The 17646-nt window shown below is 67.5% G+C and carries 21 protein-coding genes; 14 read left to right on the plus strand and 7 right to left on the minus strand.

The window, feature by feature from the left end; all coding sequences use genetic code 11:
• Positions 1 to 36: 36 nt before the first annotated feature.
• Positions 37 to 516 carry a hypothetical protein gene (locus LJF27_RS26660; RefSeq protein WP_003114829.1) on the plus strand — a complete coding sequence of 160 codons (480 nt, stop codon included), beginning with the start codon at positions 37 to 39 and terminating at the stop codon, positions 514 to 516.
• Here the strand turns inward: LJF27_RS26660 and LJF27_RS26665 are convergent.
• Together LJF27_RS26665 and LJF27_RS26670 are read right to left on the minus strand one after the other, a co-directional pair.
• On the minus strand, positions 497 to 1057 hold the full coding sequence (locus LJF27_RS26665; protein WP_003114828.1) for a nitroreductase family protein: 561 nt from the start codon (positions 1055 to 1057) through the stop codon (positions 497 to 499). The genes LJF27_RS26660 and LJF27_RS26665 overlap by 20 nt on opposite strands.
• 64 nt (positions 1058 to 1121) lie before the next feature.
• Positions 1122 to 1493 (minus strand): YkgJ family cysteine cluster protein, encoded by a 372-nt coding sequence (locus tag LJF27_RS26670; RefSeq protein WP_003114826.1) that lies wholly within the window; start codon positions 1491 to 1493, stop codon positions 1122 to 1124.
• A gap of 157 nt (positions 1494 to 1650) precedes the next feature.
• Between LJF27_RS26670 and LJF27_RS26675 the strand changes: the two genes are divergently transcribed.
• From LJF27_RS26675 to LJF27_RS26695, 5 genes are all read left to right on the plus strand, one after another.
• On the plus strand, positions 1651 to 3105 hold the full coding sequence (locus LJF27_RS26675; RefSeq protein ID WP_003114825.1) for a TrkH family potassium uptake protein: 1455 nt from the start codon (positions 1651 to 1653) through the stop codon (positions 3103 to 3105).
• A gap of 66 nt (positions 3106 to 3171) precedes the next feature.
• The gene (locus tag LJF27_RS26680) at positions 3172 to 4317 is read left to right on the plus strand and encodes an MlaE family ABC transporter permease (RefSeq protein ID WP_003116404.1); all 1146 of its coding nucleotides are present in this window, start codon (positions 3172 to 3174) and stop codon (positions 4315 to 4317) included.
• The gene (locus LJF27_RS26685) at positions 4314 to 5108 is read left to right on the plus strand and encodes an ABC transporter ATP-binding protein (protein WP_003114823.1); all 795 of its coding nucleotides are present in this window, start codon (positions 4314 to 4316) and stop codon (positions 5106 to 5108) included. Before LJF27_RS26680 ends, LJF27_RS26685 begins: the two co-directional genes overlap by 4 nt.
• A gap of 1 nt (position 5109) precedes the next feature.
• Positions 5110 to 6048, plus strand: a complete 939-nt coding sequence (locus LJF27_RS26690; RefSeq protein ID WP_003114822.1) for an MlaD family protein — start codon at positions 5110 to 5112, stop codon at positions 6046 to 6048.
• Positions 6045 to 6689, plus strand: a complete 645-nt coding sequence (locus LJF27_RS26695) for an ABC-type transport auxiliary lipoprotein family protein (RefSeq protein WP_003109195.1) — start codon at positions 6045 to 6047, stop codon at positions 6687 to 6689. Before LJF27_RS26690 ends, LJF27_RS26695 begins: the two co-directional genes overlap by 4 nt.
• Positions 6690 to 6711: 22 nt before the next feature.
• On the opposite strand, the gene LJF27_RS26700 is transcribed toward LJF27_RS26695, so the two are convergent.
• On the minus strand, positions 6712 to 7725 hold the full coding sequence (locus LJF27_RS26700; RefSeq protein ID WP_003158340.1) for an AraC family transcriptional regulator: 1014 nt from the start codon (positions 7723 to 7725) through the stop codon (positions 6712 to 6714).
• A gap of 142 nt (positions 7726 to 7867) precedes the next feature.
• Between LJF27_RS26700 and LJF27_RS26705 the strand changes: the two genes are divergently transcribed.
• Entirely contained in the window at positions 7868 to 8185 is a 318-nt protein-coding gene (locus tag LJF27_RS26705) for an Mpo1-like protein (RefSeq protein WP_003114819.1), read from the plus strand.
• A 216-nt stretch (positions 8186 to 8401) separates the two neighbouring features.
• Complete coding sequence (locus LJF27_RS26710; protein WP_003124349.1) at positions 8402 to 9793, plus strand: protein CyaB; 1392 nt, start codon at positions 8402 to 8404, stop codon at positions 9791 to 9793.
• Here the strand turns inward: LJF27_RS26710 and LJF27_RS26715 are convergent.
• On the minus strand, positions 9783 to 10838 hold the full coding sequence (locus LJF27_RS26715) for a glycosyltransferase family 4 protein (RefSeq protein ID WP_003114817.1): 1056 nt from the start codon (positions 10836 to 10838) through the stop codon (positions 9783 to 9785). The two genes, LJF27_RS26710 and LJF27_RS26715, sit on opposite strands and share 11 nt — an antisense overlap.
• Positions 10835 to 11647 (minus strand): UDP-2,3-diacylglucosamine diphosphatase, encoded by an 813-nt coding sequence (locus tag LJF27_RS26720; RefSeq protein ID WP_003091510.1) that lies wholly within the window; start codon positions 11645 to 11647, stop codon positions 10835 to 10837. The genes LJF27_RS26715 and LJF27_RS26720 overlap by 4 nt, the downstream gene beginning before the upstream one ends.
• Before the next feature lie 146 nt (positions 11648 to 11793).
• On the opposite strand from LJF27_RS26720, the gene LJF27_RS26725 reads away from it, so the two are divergent.
• The 3 genes from LJF27_RS26725 (at position 11794) to LJF27_RS26735 (ending at position 13867) form a co-directional block, all read left to right on the plus strand.
• Positions 11794 to 12558: a helix-turn-helix domain-containing protein gene (locus LJF27_RS26725; protein WP_003114816.1), complete on the plus strand. Its 765-nt coding sequence runs from the start codon at positions 11794 to 11796 to the stop codon at positions 12556 to 12558.
• 64 nt (positions 12559 to 12622) lie between these two features.
• A complete protein-coding gene (locus tag LJF27_RS26730) occupies positions 12623 to 12958 on the plus strand; it encodes a tRNA-binding protein (protein WP_003109191.1) in 336 nt (111 codons plus the stop codon).
• A gap of 9 nt (positions 12959 to 12967) precedes the next feature.
• Entirely contained in the window at positions 12968 to 13867 is a 900-nt protein-coding gene (locus tag LJF27_RS26735; protein WP_003116401.1) for a DMT family transporter, read from the plus strand.
• Positions 13868 to 13971: 104 nt separating this feature from the next.
• On the opposite strand, the gene azoR3 is transcribed toward LJF27_RS26735, so the two are convergent.
• Together azoR3 and LJF27_RS26745 are read right to left on the minus strand one after the other, a co-directional pair.
• A complete protein-coding gene (gene azoR3 / locus LJF27_RS26740) occupies positions 13972 to 14613 on the minus strand; it encodes an FMN-dependent NADH-azoreductase AzoR3 (RefSeq protein ID WP_003114814.1) in 642 nt (213 codons plus the stop codon).
• Between the two features lie 146 nt (positions 14614 to 14759).
• On the minus strand, positions 14760 to 15077 hold the full coding sequence (locus tag LJF27_RS26745) for a hypothetical protein (protein ID WP_003091533.1): 318 nt from the start codon (positions 15075 to 15077) through the stop codon (positions 14760 to 14762).
• A 199-nt stretch (positions 15078 to 15276) separates the two neighbouring features.
• On the opposite strand from LJF27_RS26745, the gene LJF27_RS26750 reads away from it, so the two are divergent.
• From LJF27_RS26750 to ppiA, 3 genes are read left to right on the plus strand one after another with little or no spacing between them, the layout of a single operon-like run.
• Entirely contained in the window at positions 15277 to 16206 is a 930-nt protein-coding gene (locus LJF27_RS26750) for a LysR family transcriptional regulator (RefSeq protein ID WP_003091534.1), read from the plus strand.
• A 6-nt stretch (positions 16207 to 16212) separates the two neighbouring features.
• A complete protein-coding gene (locus tag LJF27_RS26755) occupies positions 16213 to 17040 on the plus strand; it encodes an alpha/beta fold hydrolase (protein ID WP_003119699.1) in 828 nt (275 codons plus the stop codon).
• Positions 17022 to 17585 (plus strand): peptidylprolyl isomerase PpiA, encoded by a 564-nt coding sequence (gene ppiA, locus LJF27_RS26760; protein ID WP_003114812.1) that lies wholly within the window; start codon positions 17022 to 17024, stop codon positions 17583 to 17585. Before LJF27_RS26755 ends, ppiA begins: the two co-directional genes overlap by 19 nt.
• Positions 17586 to 17646 lie beyond the last annotated feature (61 nt).

Raw genomic sequence — 17646 nt, forward strand, 5'->3', positions numbered from 1 at the left:
CGCGCCCAGATGAACAATTCCCCAGGAGCATCCGGCATGACTCTTCCCGCTTCGTTGTTCCTCGATGAACGCCCGCTCGCCCAGGCCATCGCGCCGCCGCCGGAACCTCCCGGCGACGAACCGCAATCGCTGGTCCTGGCGGTCGAGCTGGGACAGGTCGCCCAGCAACTGCGGCATCGCTGGGCGCGCCTCGACCTGAACCTGCCGGAACGCGGCACCTGGCCGCTGGAAAGCTGGCGCCCGGCCTTGCACGAGGCGCTCTACGGCCTGCTCGGCGGCGCCGCGCAGGCCCGCCCGTGGCAGCGCATCACACTGAATCCGGCGCTGGACGCACGCCACGGCCGGCTGCGCCTGGACATCCTCGGCCAGGCGGAAGAAGGCCGGCGCTGGCTGCCGGCGGCCGTGGAAGCCGCCCGACGACTGGCCGGCTGGCAGGGCGGACGACTGCTCTGGCACGCCCAGGGCGCGTATTGGTGCGTACGCCTGCTGTTGCCGCTCAGCCCGGCCAGGCGCTGACGAAGGCCGTCGGGTCGAGTTCCGCCGGCGTGCGCAACTCGCCCATCGGCGTACCCAGGTAGACGAAGCCGATGATCCGCTCCTGCTCGCCGAGCCCCAGGCCGGCGTGCACCACCGGATCGGTGGCCATCTCGCCGGTCCGCCACATCGCCCCCAGTCCCTGGGCATAGGCGCCCAGCACCAGGCCGTGGGCGGCGCAGCCGGCAGCCAGCAGTTGCTCAGCGTGCGGCACCTTCGGGTGGTCCTGCAGGCAAGCGACCGCCACGACCAGCAGCGGTGCGCGCAGCGGCATGTTGCGGGCCTTGGCCAGCGCTTCCTCGGCGGCGTCCGGCTGGCGGCTCGCCAGGGCGCGGGCGTAGAGGTCGCCCAGGGCCCGGCGGCCTTCGCCCTCTACCAGGATGAAGCGCCAGGGCCGCAGTTGCCCGTGGTCCGGGGCACGCAAGGCGACCCGGAACAGCCGGTCGAGCTGCTCCGGCGAGGGCGCGGGATCGCTCAGGCGGGCGTGGGAAACGCGAGTGAGCAAGGCGTCGAGAGCCTCCATGGGCGAACTCCTGTCAGAAACGAAATCGCCATTGTAGACGCAATCGCCAGGCTCACGCCCGCTCTCAGGCGACCCGTCCCGGCGCCAGGTGCGGCTGCAGCGGCGGGGTCAGCGGCGGCAGGCCGTAGGCGGCGCGCGCGGCATCGCAGGCCGGGTTGGGCTGGCCGTTGGCCCAGGCCGCCTCGAACTCGCGGCAGGTACTCGAGCGCTGCTCGTAGACGGTGCAGCGAACGCCGCAACCGACCTCGCCGAGCAGCCCGACGCAGCGTGCCGGCTTGTTCTCGGTACCGCTCATGGCAACCATCTGCGGGCTGATGCGGACGGTCAGTTCGTCGGGTACGACGCCGCCTGCGGAACGGCACTCGCCCCAATAGAAAGACACACGAAAATGCGCACAGCAGGCGCCGCAGGTAAGACACGGATTGTCAGTGGACATGGTTGGCAGAACACCAGAGAAACCGGCGAGCGCCGGCGGGCGAAGCGAGATTCTAGCGATTTCGCGGCAGCTGTGAAGAGGGGTGCAGCGGCAGATTTACTCTCCGCGGACGGCTGGTAGAATGGCCGGTCCGCCACAGCCCAGAGCCCCACGATCCATGGCCTTGCCGACCCTACGTATCCTCGGTTTCATCATCGGCATCTTCCTGATCACTCTGGCCGCCAGCATGCTGGTCCCGATCCTGACCATGCTCGCCTTCGACCGTACCGAAGGCATCCAGGCATTCATCTGGTCCAGCGTCGCCACCTTCGTCACCGGCCTCGGCCTGGTCCTGCCGGGACGTCCCGAGCATGTCCACCTGCGCCCGCGGGACATGTACATGCTCACCGTATCGAGCTGGGTGCTGGTATGCATCTTCGCCGCCCTGCCGTTCGTCCTGCAGCAGCACATCAGCTACACCGATGCCTTCTTCGAAAGCATGTCGGGAATCACCGCCACCGGCTCCACCGTGCTCAGCGGGCTGGACGACATGTCCCCGGGCATCCTCATCTGGCGCTCTCTGCTGCACTGGCTGGGCGGCATCGGCTTCATCGCCATGGCCGTGGCGATCCTGCCGATGCTGCGGATCGGCGGCATGCGCCTGTTCCAGACCGAATCCTCGGACCGCTCGGAAAAGGTCCTGCCACGCTCGCACATGGTCGCCAAGTACATCGTCGCCACCTATGTCGGCATCACCCTGCTCGGCAGCCTGGCCTTCTGGGGCGCGGGCATGAGCCCGTTCGACGCGGTCAACCACGCCATGTCGGCGATTTCCACCGGCGGTTTCTCCACCTCCGACCAATCCCTGGCCAAGTGGAAGCAGCCAGCGGTGCACTGGACCGCGGTAGTGGTGATGATCCTCGGCAGCCTGCCGTTCGCGCTCTACGTCGCCACCCTGCGCGGACACCGCAAGGCGCTGATCAAGGACCAGCAGGTCCGCGGCCTGCTCGGCCTGCTGCTGGTGACCTGGCTGCTGATGGGCACCTGGTACGCGGTAACCTCCAAGCTGCCCTGGATGGATGCTTTCCGCATTGTCGCAGTGAACGTCACCTCGGTGGTCACCACCACCGGCTTCGCCCTCGGCGACTACAGCATGTGGGGGCACTTCTCGATCATGCTGTTCTTCTACCTCGGCTTCATCGGCGGTTGCTCCGGTTCTACCGCCGGCGGTATCAAGATCTTCCGCTTCCAGGTCGCCTATACCCTGCTCAAGGCCAACCTCTACCAGTTGATCCATCCGCGCGCAGTGCTCAAGCAGAACTACAACGGCCATCGCCTGGACGAGGAAATCGTCCGCTCGATCCTGACCTTCTCGTTCTTCTTCGCGATCGTCGTCTGCCTGCTCGCCCTCGGCCTGTCGCTGATCGGCCTGGACTGGATGACCGCGCTCACCGGTGCCGCCAGTACCGTGGCCGGCGTAGGCCCGGGGATGGGGCCCATCATCGGCCCCTCGGGCAACTTCGCCAGCCTGCCGGACGCCGCCAAGTGGCTGCTGGCCGCCGGCATGCTGCTCGGTCGCCTGGAGATCATCACCGTGCTGGTCCTGCTGACCCCGGCGTTCTGGCGCCACTGAGCGCTCACGGGCCTGTCTGCAATGGCTCTACTCAGGGACTGAAAAGCCGGTGTAAGCTTCTGCACCATGACGACACAGCCGCAACCCGGCCACGTGAGCCTGGATAGCTCCACCCAGCCCGCCCGCGTCAGAGCCATAGGTGATTGGACGCTCGCCCACTACACGGCTCTGGAGCGCGAGGTGACGCGCCTGCGCAGCGAAGTGGCGGGCAACGCCAGCTTCGACCTGAGCCAATTGGGCGCCCTGGATACCGCCGGCGCCGCCCTGCTCGCCGAATTGCTCGGCGCCGAGCGCCTGGCCGACCTCGCCGAGCTGGAGCCCGGCCTGCCGCGCGAGCGCCAGGCCCTGCTGAAGACCGTCGGCCACGCCCTGCACGACTTCTGCGAGCCGGAGAAACCCAAGCCGCCAACCACCGCCATCGAACTGCTGGCTCGCATCGGTTGTGCCATGGAGACCTTCTGGCTGCACCTCAAGGCACTCCTCGGCTTCATCGGCCTGACCCTGGAGACCCTGTTCCGCAGCCTGGTCCGCCCGGCCAGTTGGCGGGTCACGCCGCTGGTGGCGAACATCGAGAAGAGCGGCCTGGACGCGGTGCCGATCATCGCCCTGCTGACCTTCCTGGTCGGCGCGGTGATCGCCTTCCTCGGCGCCACGGTGCTGGCCAACTTCGGCGCGACCATCTACACGGTCAACCTGGTGGTGTTCTCCTTCCTCCGCGAGTTCGCCGTGCTGCTCACCGCGATCCTCATGGCCGGCCGCACCGCCAGCGCCTTCACCGCACAGATCGGCTCGATGAAGGCCAACGAGGAGATCGACGCGATCCGCGCCCTCGGCCTCAACCCCATCGAGCTGCTGGTGCTGCCGCGGGTGCTGGCGCTGCTGGTATCGCTACCGATGCTGACCTTCGTCGGCATGCTCTGCGGCATCGTCGGTGGCATGACCGTCTGCGCCTGGACCCTGGACATCCCGCCGGCGATGTTCCTGTCGATCATGGAGGACGGAATCGGCGTACAGCATTTCCTGGTCGGTATCAGCAAGGCCCCGCTGTTCGCCTTCCTGATCGCCGTGATCGGCTGCCTGGAAGGCTTCAAGGTCAGCGGCAGCGCCCAGTCGGTGGGCGAGCACACCACCACCAGCGTGGTCCACTCGATCTTCGTGGTGATCCTGCTCGACGCCCTCGCCGCGCTGTTCTTCATGGAGATGGGCTGGTGAACCAGGACAACCCGCAGGCGATCATCCAGGTCCGCGACCTGTGCAACCGTTTCGGCGCCCAGGCGGTCCACGAGCACCTCGACCTCGACGTCCGTCGCGGCGAGATCCTCGGCGTGGTCGGCGGCTCCGGCACCGGCAAGTCGGTGCTGCTGCGCAGCATCGTCGGCCTGCGTCGGCCGACCTCCGGCAGCGTGCGGGTGTTCGGCGAAGACCTGCTGCAACTGCCAGAGGAGCGCCGCTCCCTGGTCGAACGGCGCTTCGGCGTGCTGTTCCAGCAGGGCGCGCTGTTTTCCTCGCTTACCGTGGTGGAGAACGTCGCCCTGCCGCTGATCGAGAACGCCGGCCTGCCGCGCGCCGACGCCGAGCACCTGGCCCAGGTCAAGCTGGCCCTGGCCGGGCTACCGGCCAACGCCGGCGACAAGTATCCGGCCTCGCTTTCCGGCGGCATGATCAAGCGCGCCGCCCTGGCCCGCGCCCTGGCGCTGGACCCGGACATCCTGTTCCTCGACGAGCCCACCGCCGGCCTCGACCCGATCGGCGCGGCGGCCTTCGACAACCTGATCCGTACCCTGCGCGACGCCCTCGGCCTGACCGTGTTCCTGGTCACCCATGACCTGGACACCCTGTACACCATCTGCGACCGGGTCGCCGTGCTGTCGCAGAAGAAGGTCCTGGTAGTCGATACCCTGGAACGGGTCGCCGCCACCGACGACGCCTGGGTCCGCGAATACTTCCACGGGCCGCGCGGGCGCGCCGCCCACCAAGCCGCCGCCGTGCCGGAGAATCACTGAGATGGAAACCCGAGCCCACCATGTGTTGATCGGCCTGTTCAGCGTGATCGTGATCGGCGCCGCCCTGCTCTTCGGCCTGTGGCTGGCCAAGTCCGGCTCGGAGGGCAAGTTCAACTACTACGACATAGTCTTCAACGAAGCGGTCAGTGGCCTTTCCCAGGGCAGCTCGGTGCAGTACAGCGGGATCAAGGTCGGCGACGTGGCCTTCCTCCGCCTCGATCCGAAGGACCCGCGCAAGGTCTGGGCACGCATCCGCGTGGTGGCCAGCGCGCCGATCAAGCAGGACACCACCGCCAAGCTGGCGCTCACCGGGATCACCGGCACCTCGATCATCCAGCTCAGCAGCGGCACGCCCGCCAGCCCGATGCTGGAGGGCAAGGACGGGAAGATCCCGGTGATCGTCGCCACGCCCTCGCCGCTGACCCAGTTACTGAGCAACGGCGAAGACCTGATGGGCAACATCAACCAGCTCATCGCGCGCTTCAGCAACCTGCTCTCCGAGGAAAACACAGCGCGCATCAGCCGCACCCTCGACCATCTCGACCAGGCCACCGGCGCGCTCTCCGCCGAGCGCGAGAACGTCAGCGCGGTGATGCAGCAGTTGGCCCAGGCGAGCAGGCAGGCCAACGCCGCCCTGGCCCAGGCCAGCGAGTTGATGCGCAGCGCCAACGGCCTGCTCAACGAGCAAGGCAAGGGGATGCTGGAAAACGCCAACAAGACCATGGCTTCGCTGGAGCGCACCAGCGCCACCCTCGACCAGTTGATCAGCGAGAATCGCCACTCGCTGGACGGCGGCATCCAGGGACTCGCCGAGCTGGGCCCGGCGGTCAGCGAACTGCGCGATACCCTGGCGGCACTGCGCGGAATCAGCCGGCGCCTGGAAGAGAACCCGGCGAACTACCTGCTGGGCCGGGAAAAAACCAAGGAGTTCACCCCATGAGGCTCGCCCTTCGCCCGCTGCGTCGCCTGTCCCTGGCCGCCGGCCTGGCCGCGCTCGCCACCCTCGGCGCCTGCTCGATCCTGCCGGAGGCGCAGGTCCTCCAGGTCTACCTGCTACCGGTGCACAACCCTCCGGCCAGCGCCGCCGCGCGGCCGGTCGACTGGTCGCTGCGGATCGCCCGGCCGCGTACCAGCCTGGTGCTGGAGAGCCCGCGCATCGCGGTGCGCCCACACGGCGACGAAATCAGCGTGTACCAGGGCGCGCGCTGGAGCGATCCGGCGCCGTCGCTGCTGCGCGACCGTCTGATGCAGGCGTTCCAGGCCGACGGCCGGGTCCGCGGCCTGAGCAGCGACGACAGCAACCTGCAGGCCGATTTCGAACTGGGCGGCGACCTTCGCGCCTTCCAGACCGAGTACCCGAACGGCCAGGCCAGCGCGCTGATCCGCTACGACGCGCGCCTGGTGCGTACCGACGACAAGCGCGTGGTCGCCAGCCGGCGTTTCGAGGTCAGCCAGCCGGTGGATGGCAAGAAGGTCGCGGCGGTGGTCAGCGCCTTCGGCAAGGCCGGCGATACGCTGTCGGCCCAGGTTCTCGACTGGACCCTGCGCCAGGCCTCGGCGCAACCCGCCGTGCAACCCTGAAGCGTCCCGCCTGGCCTGGCGACTAGCCCGGGCGCTCCTGGCGGCGCGCCCGGTATTCGTTGGGCGTGCAGCCGAACCAGCGGCGGAATGCCCGGAAGAAATTGCTCGGATCGGCGAAACCCAGCAGGTAGGCGACTTCCAGCAAGGTCAGGCCGGGCTGCTGGAGATACTGTTCGGCCATATCCCGGCGCGTGTCGTCGAGCAGTTGCTGGTAGCTGGTGCCTTCTTCCTGGAGGCGCCGTTGCAAGGTGCGCTGCGACAGGTGCAGCGCCTGGGCCACCCGTTCGCGCTTGGGTTCTCCCTGCGGCAGCAGCCGGCACAAGGTCTGCCGGGTCAGATGGGTAATGCGGCTGGTACTGAAACGCGCCAGGTATTCGCCGGCGAAGCGATCGTGCAACTGGGCCAGCGCCTCGTTGGCCGAGGGTAGCGGCGTCTCGAGGTCGACGCGGGAAAACACCAGCGCGAACTCCTCGGCGTGAAAGCGCAGCGGCGCGCGGAACAGATCGACATAGGGTGCCAGCGGCTCGCGGGGCGCGCCGGGCAGCTCCACCGCCAGCGGGTCCAGCGACCGGCCGGTGATCCAGCGGACCATGTCCACCAGGTAGGCCAGCGAGCATTCGGCACTCTGCGGTGGCGCCGGCAGGCGATCGCCATGCACCGTGACGCCGATTCGATAGCCCTGCGGCGTGCGGCGGAAAGTCAGGTCGGACGCTTCCGCGATGATCCGCTGGTAGCGCTCCAGGCGCGCGAAGCCTTCCGCCAGGTTGCGGCTCGACATCAGCGCATAGCCGACGACGTGGAAAGCCGGGCGCCGGACCCGGGCGATGTTCAGGGCGATCGCCGGGTTGCCGCTGAGCGCCACCGCACGCTGCCACAGACGGCTCATGGCGTCCTGCGGGAAGCGCGCGTCGGGGTCCTGCAAGGCCTGGTAGTCGAGGCCCAGCTCGGCGAACAGCTGGCGTCCGTCGAGGCCTTCCAGCTCCAGGGCGAGGACGATGCCCTGGACCCAGCTGGACAAGGTTGTACGTTCCGGCATCGGTCTCTTCTTGTTCTGGCGGGAGGCACGCCGACCGTCGTCCGGCCTGGCGGCCCAAGGATACTAAACTGGCCCTGTATGTCATCCGCGACATCGTGCGGCCCGCACTACACTGCGCGGACACAACGAGAGGAGGCATTCCATGAGCAGCCCTGATGACGAGCGTTTCCACAGTTTCGCCGAGTTCTACCCCTACTACCTGCAGGAACACAGCAACGCGGTGTGCCGCCGCCTGCACTACGTCGGCAGCCTGCTGGTGCTGGCGGTGCTCTTCCACGCCGTGGCCAGCCAGCAGTGGCTATGGCTGCTGGCGCTGCCGCTGGTGGGCTACGGCTTCGCCTGGGTCGGCCACTTCGTCTTCGAGAAGAACCGCCCGGCCACCTTCAAGTACCCGCTGTGGTCGTTCATGGGCGACTGGGTGATGCTCAAGGACGCTTTCACCGGCCGCATCCGCTTCTGACCCATCCGCGCGGCTGGCCCCCGGGCCGGTCGCTCCCCCGGGACGACCGTCGGTCCCGGATCGGCGCGCTTTCCTGAACTATCGATCAGCTGTCACTGGCCGCCGCGCAAACGCTTGGTTAAGATTCCGCCAGCAACCTGGCCACCCGCCATTCCCCAGGCGGAAAGCTCACGAGGCCGAGCCGGGACGAAAATACACAGGGATCCTCTCCAGCGCATGAAGCCTACCCTCCCCGACCGCTCGCCGACGAGCCGGTCCGTCGCGTCCATGCGTGAATACTATTCGCGCGTGCTGGCCTATATCGCCTGTGGCGCCAGCATCGCGGCGGGAACCTACACCCAGTATTTCAGCTACGGCATCCTCTGGATGGTGCCCTATGCGCTGCTCTACCCGCACCTGGCGTACCACCTCGGCCAGCGCTTCCGCCAGCACGACCCGCGCAAGGTGACCCGCGCCCTGCTCGCGGTCGACGCCGTGCACTGTGGCCTGGGCATGGCGCTGCTCGGCTTCTCCGTGGTGCCCAGCCTGATGTTCCTGCTGGTGCTGAGCTTCACCGCGCTGGTCATCGGCGGCCTGCGCCTGCTCGGCATGGCCTTGCTGGTATCGGCCAGCAGCGCCCTGCTGGTCGCCGTGCTCGTCGCCCCGCCGCTGCTGGGCAATACCCCGGTCGAGGTGGCCGCGGTCAGCATCCTGTTCTGCGGACTGTACATCTGCATCACCGCCTTCTTCGGCCACCAGCAGGGCCTGCGCCTGGCCCAGGTGCGCCAGGAGATCGCCCGCGAGCAGGAAAAGGCCGCGCGGCTCGCGCGCAACCTGGCCAAGTACCTGTCGCCGCAGGTCTGGGAAATGATCTTCAGCGGCAAGAAGAGCGTGCGCCTGGAAACCCAGCGCAAGAAGCTCACCGTGTTCTTCTCCGACATCCGCGGCTTCACCGAGCTATCCGAGGAACTGGAAGCCGAGGCCCTGACCGACCTGCTCAACAACTACCTCAACGAAATGTCGAAGATCGCCCTCAAGTACGGCGGCACCATCGACAAGTTCGTCGGCGACTGCGTCATGGTGTTCTTCGGCGACCCCAGCACCCAGGGCGCGAAGAAGGACGCCGTGGCTGCGGTATCGATGGGCATCGCCATGCGCAAGCACATGAAGGTGCTACGCCAGCAGTGGCGGGCCCAGGGCATCACCAAGCCGCTGGAAATCCGCATGGGCATCAACACCGGCTATTGCACGGTGGGCAACTTCGGCGCCGACACGCGCATGGACTACACCATCATCGGCCGCGAGGTGAACCTCGCCAGCCGCCTGGAAAGCGCCTCGGAAGCCGGCGAAATCCTCATTTCCCACGAGACCTACTCGCTGATCAAGGACGTGATCATGTGCCGCGACAAGGGCCAGATCGCGGTCAAGGGCTTCAGCCGCCCGGTGCAGATCTACCAGGTGGTGGACTCGCGCCGCGACCTCGGCGCCGCGCCCAGCTACGTCGAGCACGAATTGCCCGGCTTCTCCATGTACCTGGACACCAACAACATCCAGAACTACGACAAGGAACGGGTCATCCAGGCCCTGCAACAGGCCGCCGAACGCCTGCGCGACAAGGTCATCCTCTAAGTTCGTCGAACGCCGCCGGCAGTTCGTCGCGCCATTCCGGCGCAGTCCGTGGGCCGCTCGCCTGCAGCGCCAGGAACTCCTCCGCCGAAACCCGCCAGGACTGCTCCCGCGCCCAGCGCCCGCAGGCCTGGCGATCCAGCGCCAGCGCCTGGCGGCAGGCTTCGCCAAGATCCTCGTGCATGACCCCGGTCACGCCCTGCTGCAATACATCCAGCGGCCCCGGCACGGCGAAGGCCGCCACCGGCACGCCACAGGCCAGGGCTTCGAGCATCACCAGGCCATAGGTATCGGTCAGCGAGGGGAACACCAGCACCGAGGCCGCCCGGTAGGCGTCGGCCAGCGCGCGGCCATGGCGGTAGCCGAGAAAACGCGCCTGTGGATAGCGCTGCTCCAGCGCCGCCCGCTGCGGGCCGTCGCCCACCAGCCATTTTTCGCCCGGCAGTTCGAGATCGAGGAACGCCTCCAGGTTCTTTTCCGTCGCCAGCCGCCCGACATACAGGAACACCGGCGGCCGCTCTTTCGCCGGAGGTGTCTCGGCGGGATGGAACAGTTCGGTATCGACGCCCTTGCGCCACAGCCGCAGGTGCTGGAAGCGCCAGGCGCAGAACTCGTCGCGCAGGCGCGGGGTGCTCACCAGCACCGCCCGGCTCGGCCGATGGAAGGTGCGCAGGAAGGCATAGCCCCAGGACAACGGCAGCCACGGACAGCGGTCACGCAGGTATTCGGGAAAGCGCGTATGGATCGCCGAGGTGAAGTCCAGGCCGCGCTTGCCCAGCCAGCGCCGCGCGGCCCAGCCGAGCGGCCCCTCGGTGGCCAGGTGCACGGCATCCGGGGCGAAGGCCTCGATCAACCCGCCGAGGCGCCAGAGGTTCCAGGCCAGGGGGATTTCCGGATAGCTGGGACAGGGCAGGCAGCGGAAGTCGGCGGGCGACAGCACCCGTACCTGGTGGCCCAGCAGTTCCAGCTCGCGCTGCAGGGCCAGCAGGCTGGTGACGACTCCGTTGACTTGCGGTAACCAGGCGTCGCTGACGATCAATAGCCTCATGCCGCCGGCTCGACCGCCGCGGCCTGCGCCGCCAGCCGCGCCTGCTCCTCGGCCAGGCGGTAGAGCTGGATGCTGCCGTCCCAGTGTTCGATCAGCGCCGTGCAGGACTCCACCCAGTCGCCGCAGTTGAGGTAATCGACGCCCTCGATGCGGCGGATCTCGGCATGGTGGATGTGCCCGCAGACCACCCCGTCGAGCCCGCGCTTGTGGCACTCGTGGGCGATGGCTTCCTCGAAGTCGCTGATGAAGTTCACCGCGGTCTTGACCTTGTGCTTGAGGTACGCCGACAGCGACCAGTAGCCGTAGCCCCAGCGCCGCCGCCAGTGGTTCAGCCAACGGTTGAGGAGCAGGGTGAACTCGTAGGCGGAATCGCCGAGGAACGCCAGCCAGCGGTGGTAGCGGGTGATCACGTCGAACTGGTCGCCGTGTATCACCAGCAGCTTGCGGCCGTCGGCGGTACTGTGCACCGCCTCGTCGACCAGGCGGATGTTGCCGAGGATCAGGCTCGAATAGCGGCGCAGGAATTCGTCATGGTTGCCAGTGACGTAGATCACCTCGGTGCCGCGCTTGCTCAGGGTGAGCAGGCGGCGGATCACGTTGGTGTGCGCCTGCGGCCAGTAGATGCCGCCGCGCAGCTTCCAGCCGTCGATGATGTCGCCCACCAGGTAGATGCGATCGGCGTGGTAGCGCTTGAGGAACGCCGCCAGGTGTTCGGCCTGGCAATCCCGCGTCCCCAGGTGGACATCCGAGATCCACAGGGTCCGGACCCGCTGCTTGCGGTTCGAGGTGAAGCGTTGCGCGGTGCTCATCGGCGGGTCTCCGACGGTGTTTTTCCGATCTTGGCCGGCGCCGGTGAAACGACTGTGACAGGCCGGCGACCGTTGCGTGACAGGGCCCGGCTGTCTGTCGCCGGCGCCAGCGGGTAGACTGGGCGCCTGCCTCCGGGAGCTTCGCCATGGGTTCGATCCTTTCCCTGCGCCACTACAGCCACGACCAGATCGTCCACAGCCATGACCATGCCCAATTGGTCCTGGGCCTCAGCGGCTGCCTCGACTTCGAGGTCGAGGGGCGCGGCAGCCGCGTGTTGCGGCAGACCTTCGCGGTGGTTCCGGCGCAAGCCCGGCATGCCTGCTCGAGTCCCTCCGGCAGCCGCTGCCTGGTCCTCGACCTGCCCTGCGACGGCAGCCTGCTGCTGGGCCTGGGCGAACACGCCGAAGCCGGCAGGCGGCTGTTCGAGCGACCGCAGGCGCTGTCGCTGACGCCCGCCCAGGGCCAACTGGTGAACTGGCTGGCCAGCGGCCCGATCAACGACCCGGTGATCGCCCACCAGGGCGCCGGCCTGCTCCTCGCCAGCCTGGCCAGCGAGCGCCAGCCGCCGCGCCAGCAGCCCCGCCTGCCACTGGCCAGCCTCGACGCCTACCTCGACCGCCATGCCGCCCATCCGCTACAGGTAGCCGACCTGGCGCGGCTGGCCGGTCTTTCGGTGGCGCGCTTCCACAGCCTGTTCCTCGCCGAGACCGGACAGACGCCCATGGACTACGCGCGCAGCCGACGCCTGCACCAGGCCCACGAACTGTTGCTGGAGAGCAGCCTGGCGGTGGGCGAGATCGCCGCCCGGGTCGGCTACGCCTCGCAGAGCGCCTTCACCGCAGCGCTGGTCCGCGAGTTCGGCGTCACCCCGCGACAACTGCGTCGCGAGTCCCGCGACAAAACCGGCTAGCCGCACGACAGACAAATCCGTCACGACTCCTTACTCTCTGCCCATCGACAGAACAGGAGTCAGCATGGACATCATCGAATGGCAGGATTTCGAACGCGTCGAACTGCGCGTCGGCACCATCCTCAGCGCCGCTCCCAACCCCAAGGCACGCAAACCCGCCTATGTCCTCGAGGTCGACCTCGGACCGCTCGGCCTGCGCACCTCCAGCGCGCAACTGACCGCACACTACCAGGCCGAGCAACTGGTCGGACGCCAGGTCCTCTGCGTCTGCAACTTCGCTCCGAAGCAGATCGCCGGGGTGCGCTCGGAGGTCCTGGTCACCGGGGTCTACGATAGCGAGGACAAGGTGGTCCTGGCCGGCTTCGACAAGCCCCTGCCCAACGGTGCGCGCCTGGCCTGAAGGATCCCCATGAATCGACGTTCCGCCCTCGCCGCCCTGCACGGCGGCGCCCTCCTCTTCGGCCTGACCGGGGTGTTCGGCAAGCTGGCCAGCGCCTCCCCCGGGGTGATCGTGTTCGGTCGTGCGCTGTTCGCGGTGCTCGCCCTCGGCCTCTTCGCCCGCCTCGCGGGCCAGGCCTGGCGCGCCCTGGGACCCGCGCAATGGCTGCGCCTGGCGCTCTGCGGCCTCCTCCTGGCCGGCCACTGGGTGAGTTTCTTCATCGCCGTGAAGACCGCCGGCGTGGCCATCGCCACCCTCGGCTTCGCCAGCTTCCCGGCCTTCACGGTAATCCTCGAAGGGCTGCTCTTCCGCGAGCGCATTCATCTCGCGGAAGGACTGCTGGTGGTCCTGGTCAGCCTTGGCCTGGTGCTGGTCACGCCGAACTTCGACCTCGCCAGCGGCGCCACCCTCGGCCTGCTCTGGGCGATCCTTTCCGGCCTGCTGTTCGCCCTGCTGTCGCTGGCCAACCGTAGCAACAGCGGGCAGGTCGGCCCGGTGCAGGCGGCGCTCTGGCAGAACCTGGTAGTCGCCCTGTGCCTGCTGCCATTCGCGGTCGGCGAACTACCGGCGCTACCCGCTCTCGACTGGCTCTGGCTGGCCCTGCTGGGCGTCTTCTGCACCGGCCTGGCGCACAGCCTGTTCGTGGCCAGCCTGGCGGTGGTCAAGGCCCGCACCGCGGCACTGGTATTCGCCCTGGAGCCGGTCTACGGGATCGCCTTCGCCTGGCTGCTGTTCCATGAGACGCCGGGGCCGCGGATGTTCCTCGGCGGTGCCCTGATCATCCTCGCCATCGTGCTGTCGGCGCGCCTCGGTGCACGGGGCAGGAAAACCGCAGTCGGCGACGAACGAGGCGATCCCGAGCGCGCCTGAATCCGCCCCGGCCGTCACACCGGCAACCATCGAAAGTCCGCAGGGAATAAAAAAACCCGGTCGAACACGCGGGGGGAAGGGGTTCGACCGGGTGCTGCGTCCAATCACCGGAGCGTTGGCAGAGGGACGCAAAGGGAGGTGTCGGTTTCCAGCGCCTGCCGCATCCGCTCACGGGCTCGCGCCAGGCCTTTCTCACGGAATTCCGGGCCCATGTTCATGCCCTCCGCGTGGATGAAGGTGACGTCGTGGATGCCGACGAAGCCCAGCACCTGGCGCAGATAGGGTTCCTGGTGATCGAGACCACCGCCGGCGTAGATCCCGCCGCGGGCGGTGAGAACGAAGGCGCGCTTGCCCTGTAGCAGGCCTTCCGGCCCCTGCTCGGCGTAACGGAAGGTCAGGCCGGCGCGCAGCACATGGTCGAACCAGCTCTTCAGGCTGCTGGGAATGGCGAAGTTGTACATCGGTGCCGCCAGCACCAGCACGTCCGCCATCCGCAACTCCTCGGTCAGGCGATTGGAACGCTCGAGGGCGCGCCTTTCCGCAGCGCTATGGCCATCACAGGGGGTGGTCCAGGCTCCCAGCAATAATTCATCGAGGTGCGGCAGCGGCTCGCGCGCCAGGTCGCGGACCTGGAAGCGATCAGCGGGATGCGCGATTTTCCAGTGGGAGATGAATTCCGCCGTCAGCAGGCGGGAAACCGAGCCCCGTTGGCGGGCACTGCTCTCGATAACCAGGACACGGGACATGACTCGACCTCCACCCACTGCGCTACAACGATGGAGGTGAGGGTAGAGAATGATTAATCGATTAAAAAGTTGAAAAAACCGCTGTTAAATATCGACCAGGTTGATTTATAAACAGGCACCACCTAGTCTTTCGGTGAGAGAACGCTCTATTTCGCGATCTTGCAGGTCAGCTTGATCCGCAACTTGATGATGTCGCGGCCGAATTGCGCGGTGAAGTTGCTGTTCTGCCCGGGCTGGATCACGCCCTTGCGCACTTTCGGGGTCTCCGGGCCGTTGCGGAACACCGCCGTGCACTCTGCCGCCTGGCCTCCCAGGTTGGTGAGAAGGATCGCGCCCATGTCGCGCCCGATGTCCTGGGTGCTGTAGGAGACCTCGGTGCCGTTGAGTTGCGGGTCGACCTCGATCGGATAGGCGAAAGCGGACAGGGGCAGCAGCGATAGTGCGAAACAGCAAAGCCTTTTCATGGCCGGACTCCCGGTAGCGACAGATGGAAAAATGGCAACACCCTGAAAACCACGGCATCCCGTACGTCAAGAGAATGGACAGCTACCCCGTACAGGACGCCGACGACACGATAAGCGAAGTCGCCCCTCCGGCGCACTCGTCATCGCCTGCCGGCCGCGGAAACGCCGGCGAGGCATCCCTGCATTCGAGGAGGCGGAAATGAAAGCGCCACGCGTAACCCTGGACCAATGGCGGACCCTGCAGGCGGTGGTCGACCACGGCGGCTTCGCCCAGGCCGCGGAAGCCCTGCACCGCTCGCAATCGTCGATCAGCTATACCGTGGCGCGCATGCAGGAACAGCTCGGCGTGCCGCTGCTGCGCATCGACGGACGCAAGGCGGTGCTGACCGAGGCCGGCGAAGTATTGCTGCGCCGTTCGCGGCAACTGGTCAAGCAGGCCGGGCAACTGGAGGAACTGGCGCACCACATGGAACAGGGCTGGGAACCCGAGGTGCGCCTGGTGGTGGACGCCGCCTACCCCACCGCGCGGATCGTCCGCTCGCTGTCCGCCTTCATGCCACAGAGCCGCGGCTGTCGCGTGCTGCTGCGCGAGGAAGTGCTCTCCGGCGTCGAGGAAGCGCTGATCCAGGGCGCCGCCGACCTGGCGATCAGCGGCCTGATCATTCCCGGCCACCTCGGCGCCGACCTCAGCGTGGTCGAGTTCGTCGCCGTGGCCCACCCCGACCATCCGCTGCACCGCCTGCAACGCGAACTGACCCACCAGGACCTGGAAACCCAGATGCAGGTGGTGATCCGCGACAGCGGCCGGCTACAGCCGCGCGACCACGGCTGGCTGGGCGCCGAACAGCGCTGGACGGTGGGCAGCCTGGCTACCGCGGCGACCTTCGTCGGCAACGGCCTGGGCTTCGCCTGGCTGCCGCGACACATCATCGAGCGCGAACTGCAGAGTGGCCAGCTCAAGCCGCTGCCGCTGAGCCAGGGCGGCGTGCGGCAGAGCCGCTTCTACCTCTACACCAACAAGGAAAAGCCGCTCGGCCCGGCCAGCCAGATCCTCATGGAAATGCTCAAGTCGTTCGCCAACGTACCGCTCAACGCGCCCTTCGCGGCGCCCGAACCGGCCGCCGAGTGAACGCAGATGCCTGACTTCCAGCACCGCGACTGCACCCTCGTCTACGACGACCACCCCGGTCCCACCGAGCGCGCGCCGGTCCTGCTGCTGCACGGTCTCGGTTCGAGCGCCCGCGACTGGGAATACCAGTTGCCGGCCCTGCTGGGCCACTACCGCCTGCTGGTCCCGGACCTGCGCGGCCACGGCCGCTCCGGCAAGCCGCGCGGCGGCTACAGCATGGCCGGCTTCGCCGAGGACTGCGCGGCGCTGCTCGACCGGCTCGGCTGCGGCCCGGTACACCTGGTCGGCATCAGCATGGGCGGGATGATCGGCTTCCAGTTGGCCTGCGACCGACCCGACCTGCTGCGCAGCCTGACCATCGTCAACAGCACTCCGGAAGTCATCCCGCGCAAGCCTCGCGAACATCTGGAGGTGGCCAAGCGCAAGCTCCTCTCGCGCCTGCTCAGCCTGCGGACCATCGGCCGCGCCCTCGGCCGGCTGTTGTTTCCCAAGGCGGAACAGGCCGGGCTGCGAGAGAAGATCGAGGCGCGCTGGGCGGAGAACGACAAGCGCGCCTACCTGGCCAGCCTCGACGCGATCATCGGCTGGGGCGTGCAGGAACGATTGGCCGAGATCGCCTGTCCGACCCTGGTGATCAGCGCGGATCGCGACTACACGCCGGTATCGCTGAAGCAGGCCTATTGCGAGCGGATCGCCGACGCCCGCCTGGTGGTGGTGGAGGACTCCCGCCACGCCACGCCGATGGACCAACCCGAGATTTTCAACACCACCCTGCTCGGCTTCCTCGCCGATATCGATAAAACCAAGGAACAACCATGCTCAAACGTCTCCTGATCGCCGCCTGCACCCTGCTCTTCGCCGGTTCCCTGCTGGCCGCCACTCCTGCCGCCAAGCCGCACGTCCTGATCGCTACCAGCCTCGGCGAGATCGAGGTAGAACTCGATCCGGCCAAGGCGCCGATCAGCGTGAAGAACTTCCTCGAGTACGTCGACAGCGGCTACTACGACGGCACCCTGTTCCACCGCGTGATCCCGGGCTTCATGGTGCAGACCGGCGGCTTCAGCGCCGGCATGCAGGAGAAGAAGACCCGTGCACCGATCAAGAACGAGGCCGACAACGGCCTGCTCAACGAGCGCGGCACCCTCGCCATGGCCCGTACCGGAGTGGTCGATTCGGCCACCAGCCAGTTCTTCATCAACCTGACCGACAACGACTTCCTCAACCATGGTGCCCGCGACTTCGGCTATGCCGTGTTCGGCAAGGTGGTGCGTGGCATGGGCGTGGTCGACCAGATCGCCAAGGTTCCCACCACCCGCCGCAACGGCTTCGCCGACGTGCCGAGCGACGACGTGGTGATCCTGTCCGCCAAACGCCTCTGAGTCCAGCCGCAGGGGCTTGATCCGGCGGGCCCAGGACGGGCCCGCTCCAGAAGAGAGCCAT

It is taken from the genome of Pseudomonas sp. 203-8 (genome assembly GCF_020708595.1).
In the GTDB taxonomy this organism is placed as follows: Bacteria; Pseudomonadota; Gammaproteobacteria; order Pseudomonadales; family Pseudomonadaceae; genus Pseudomonas; species Pseudomonas aeruginosa.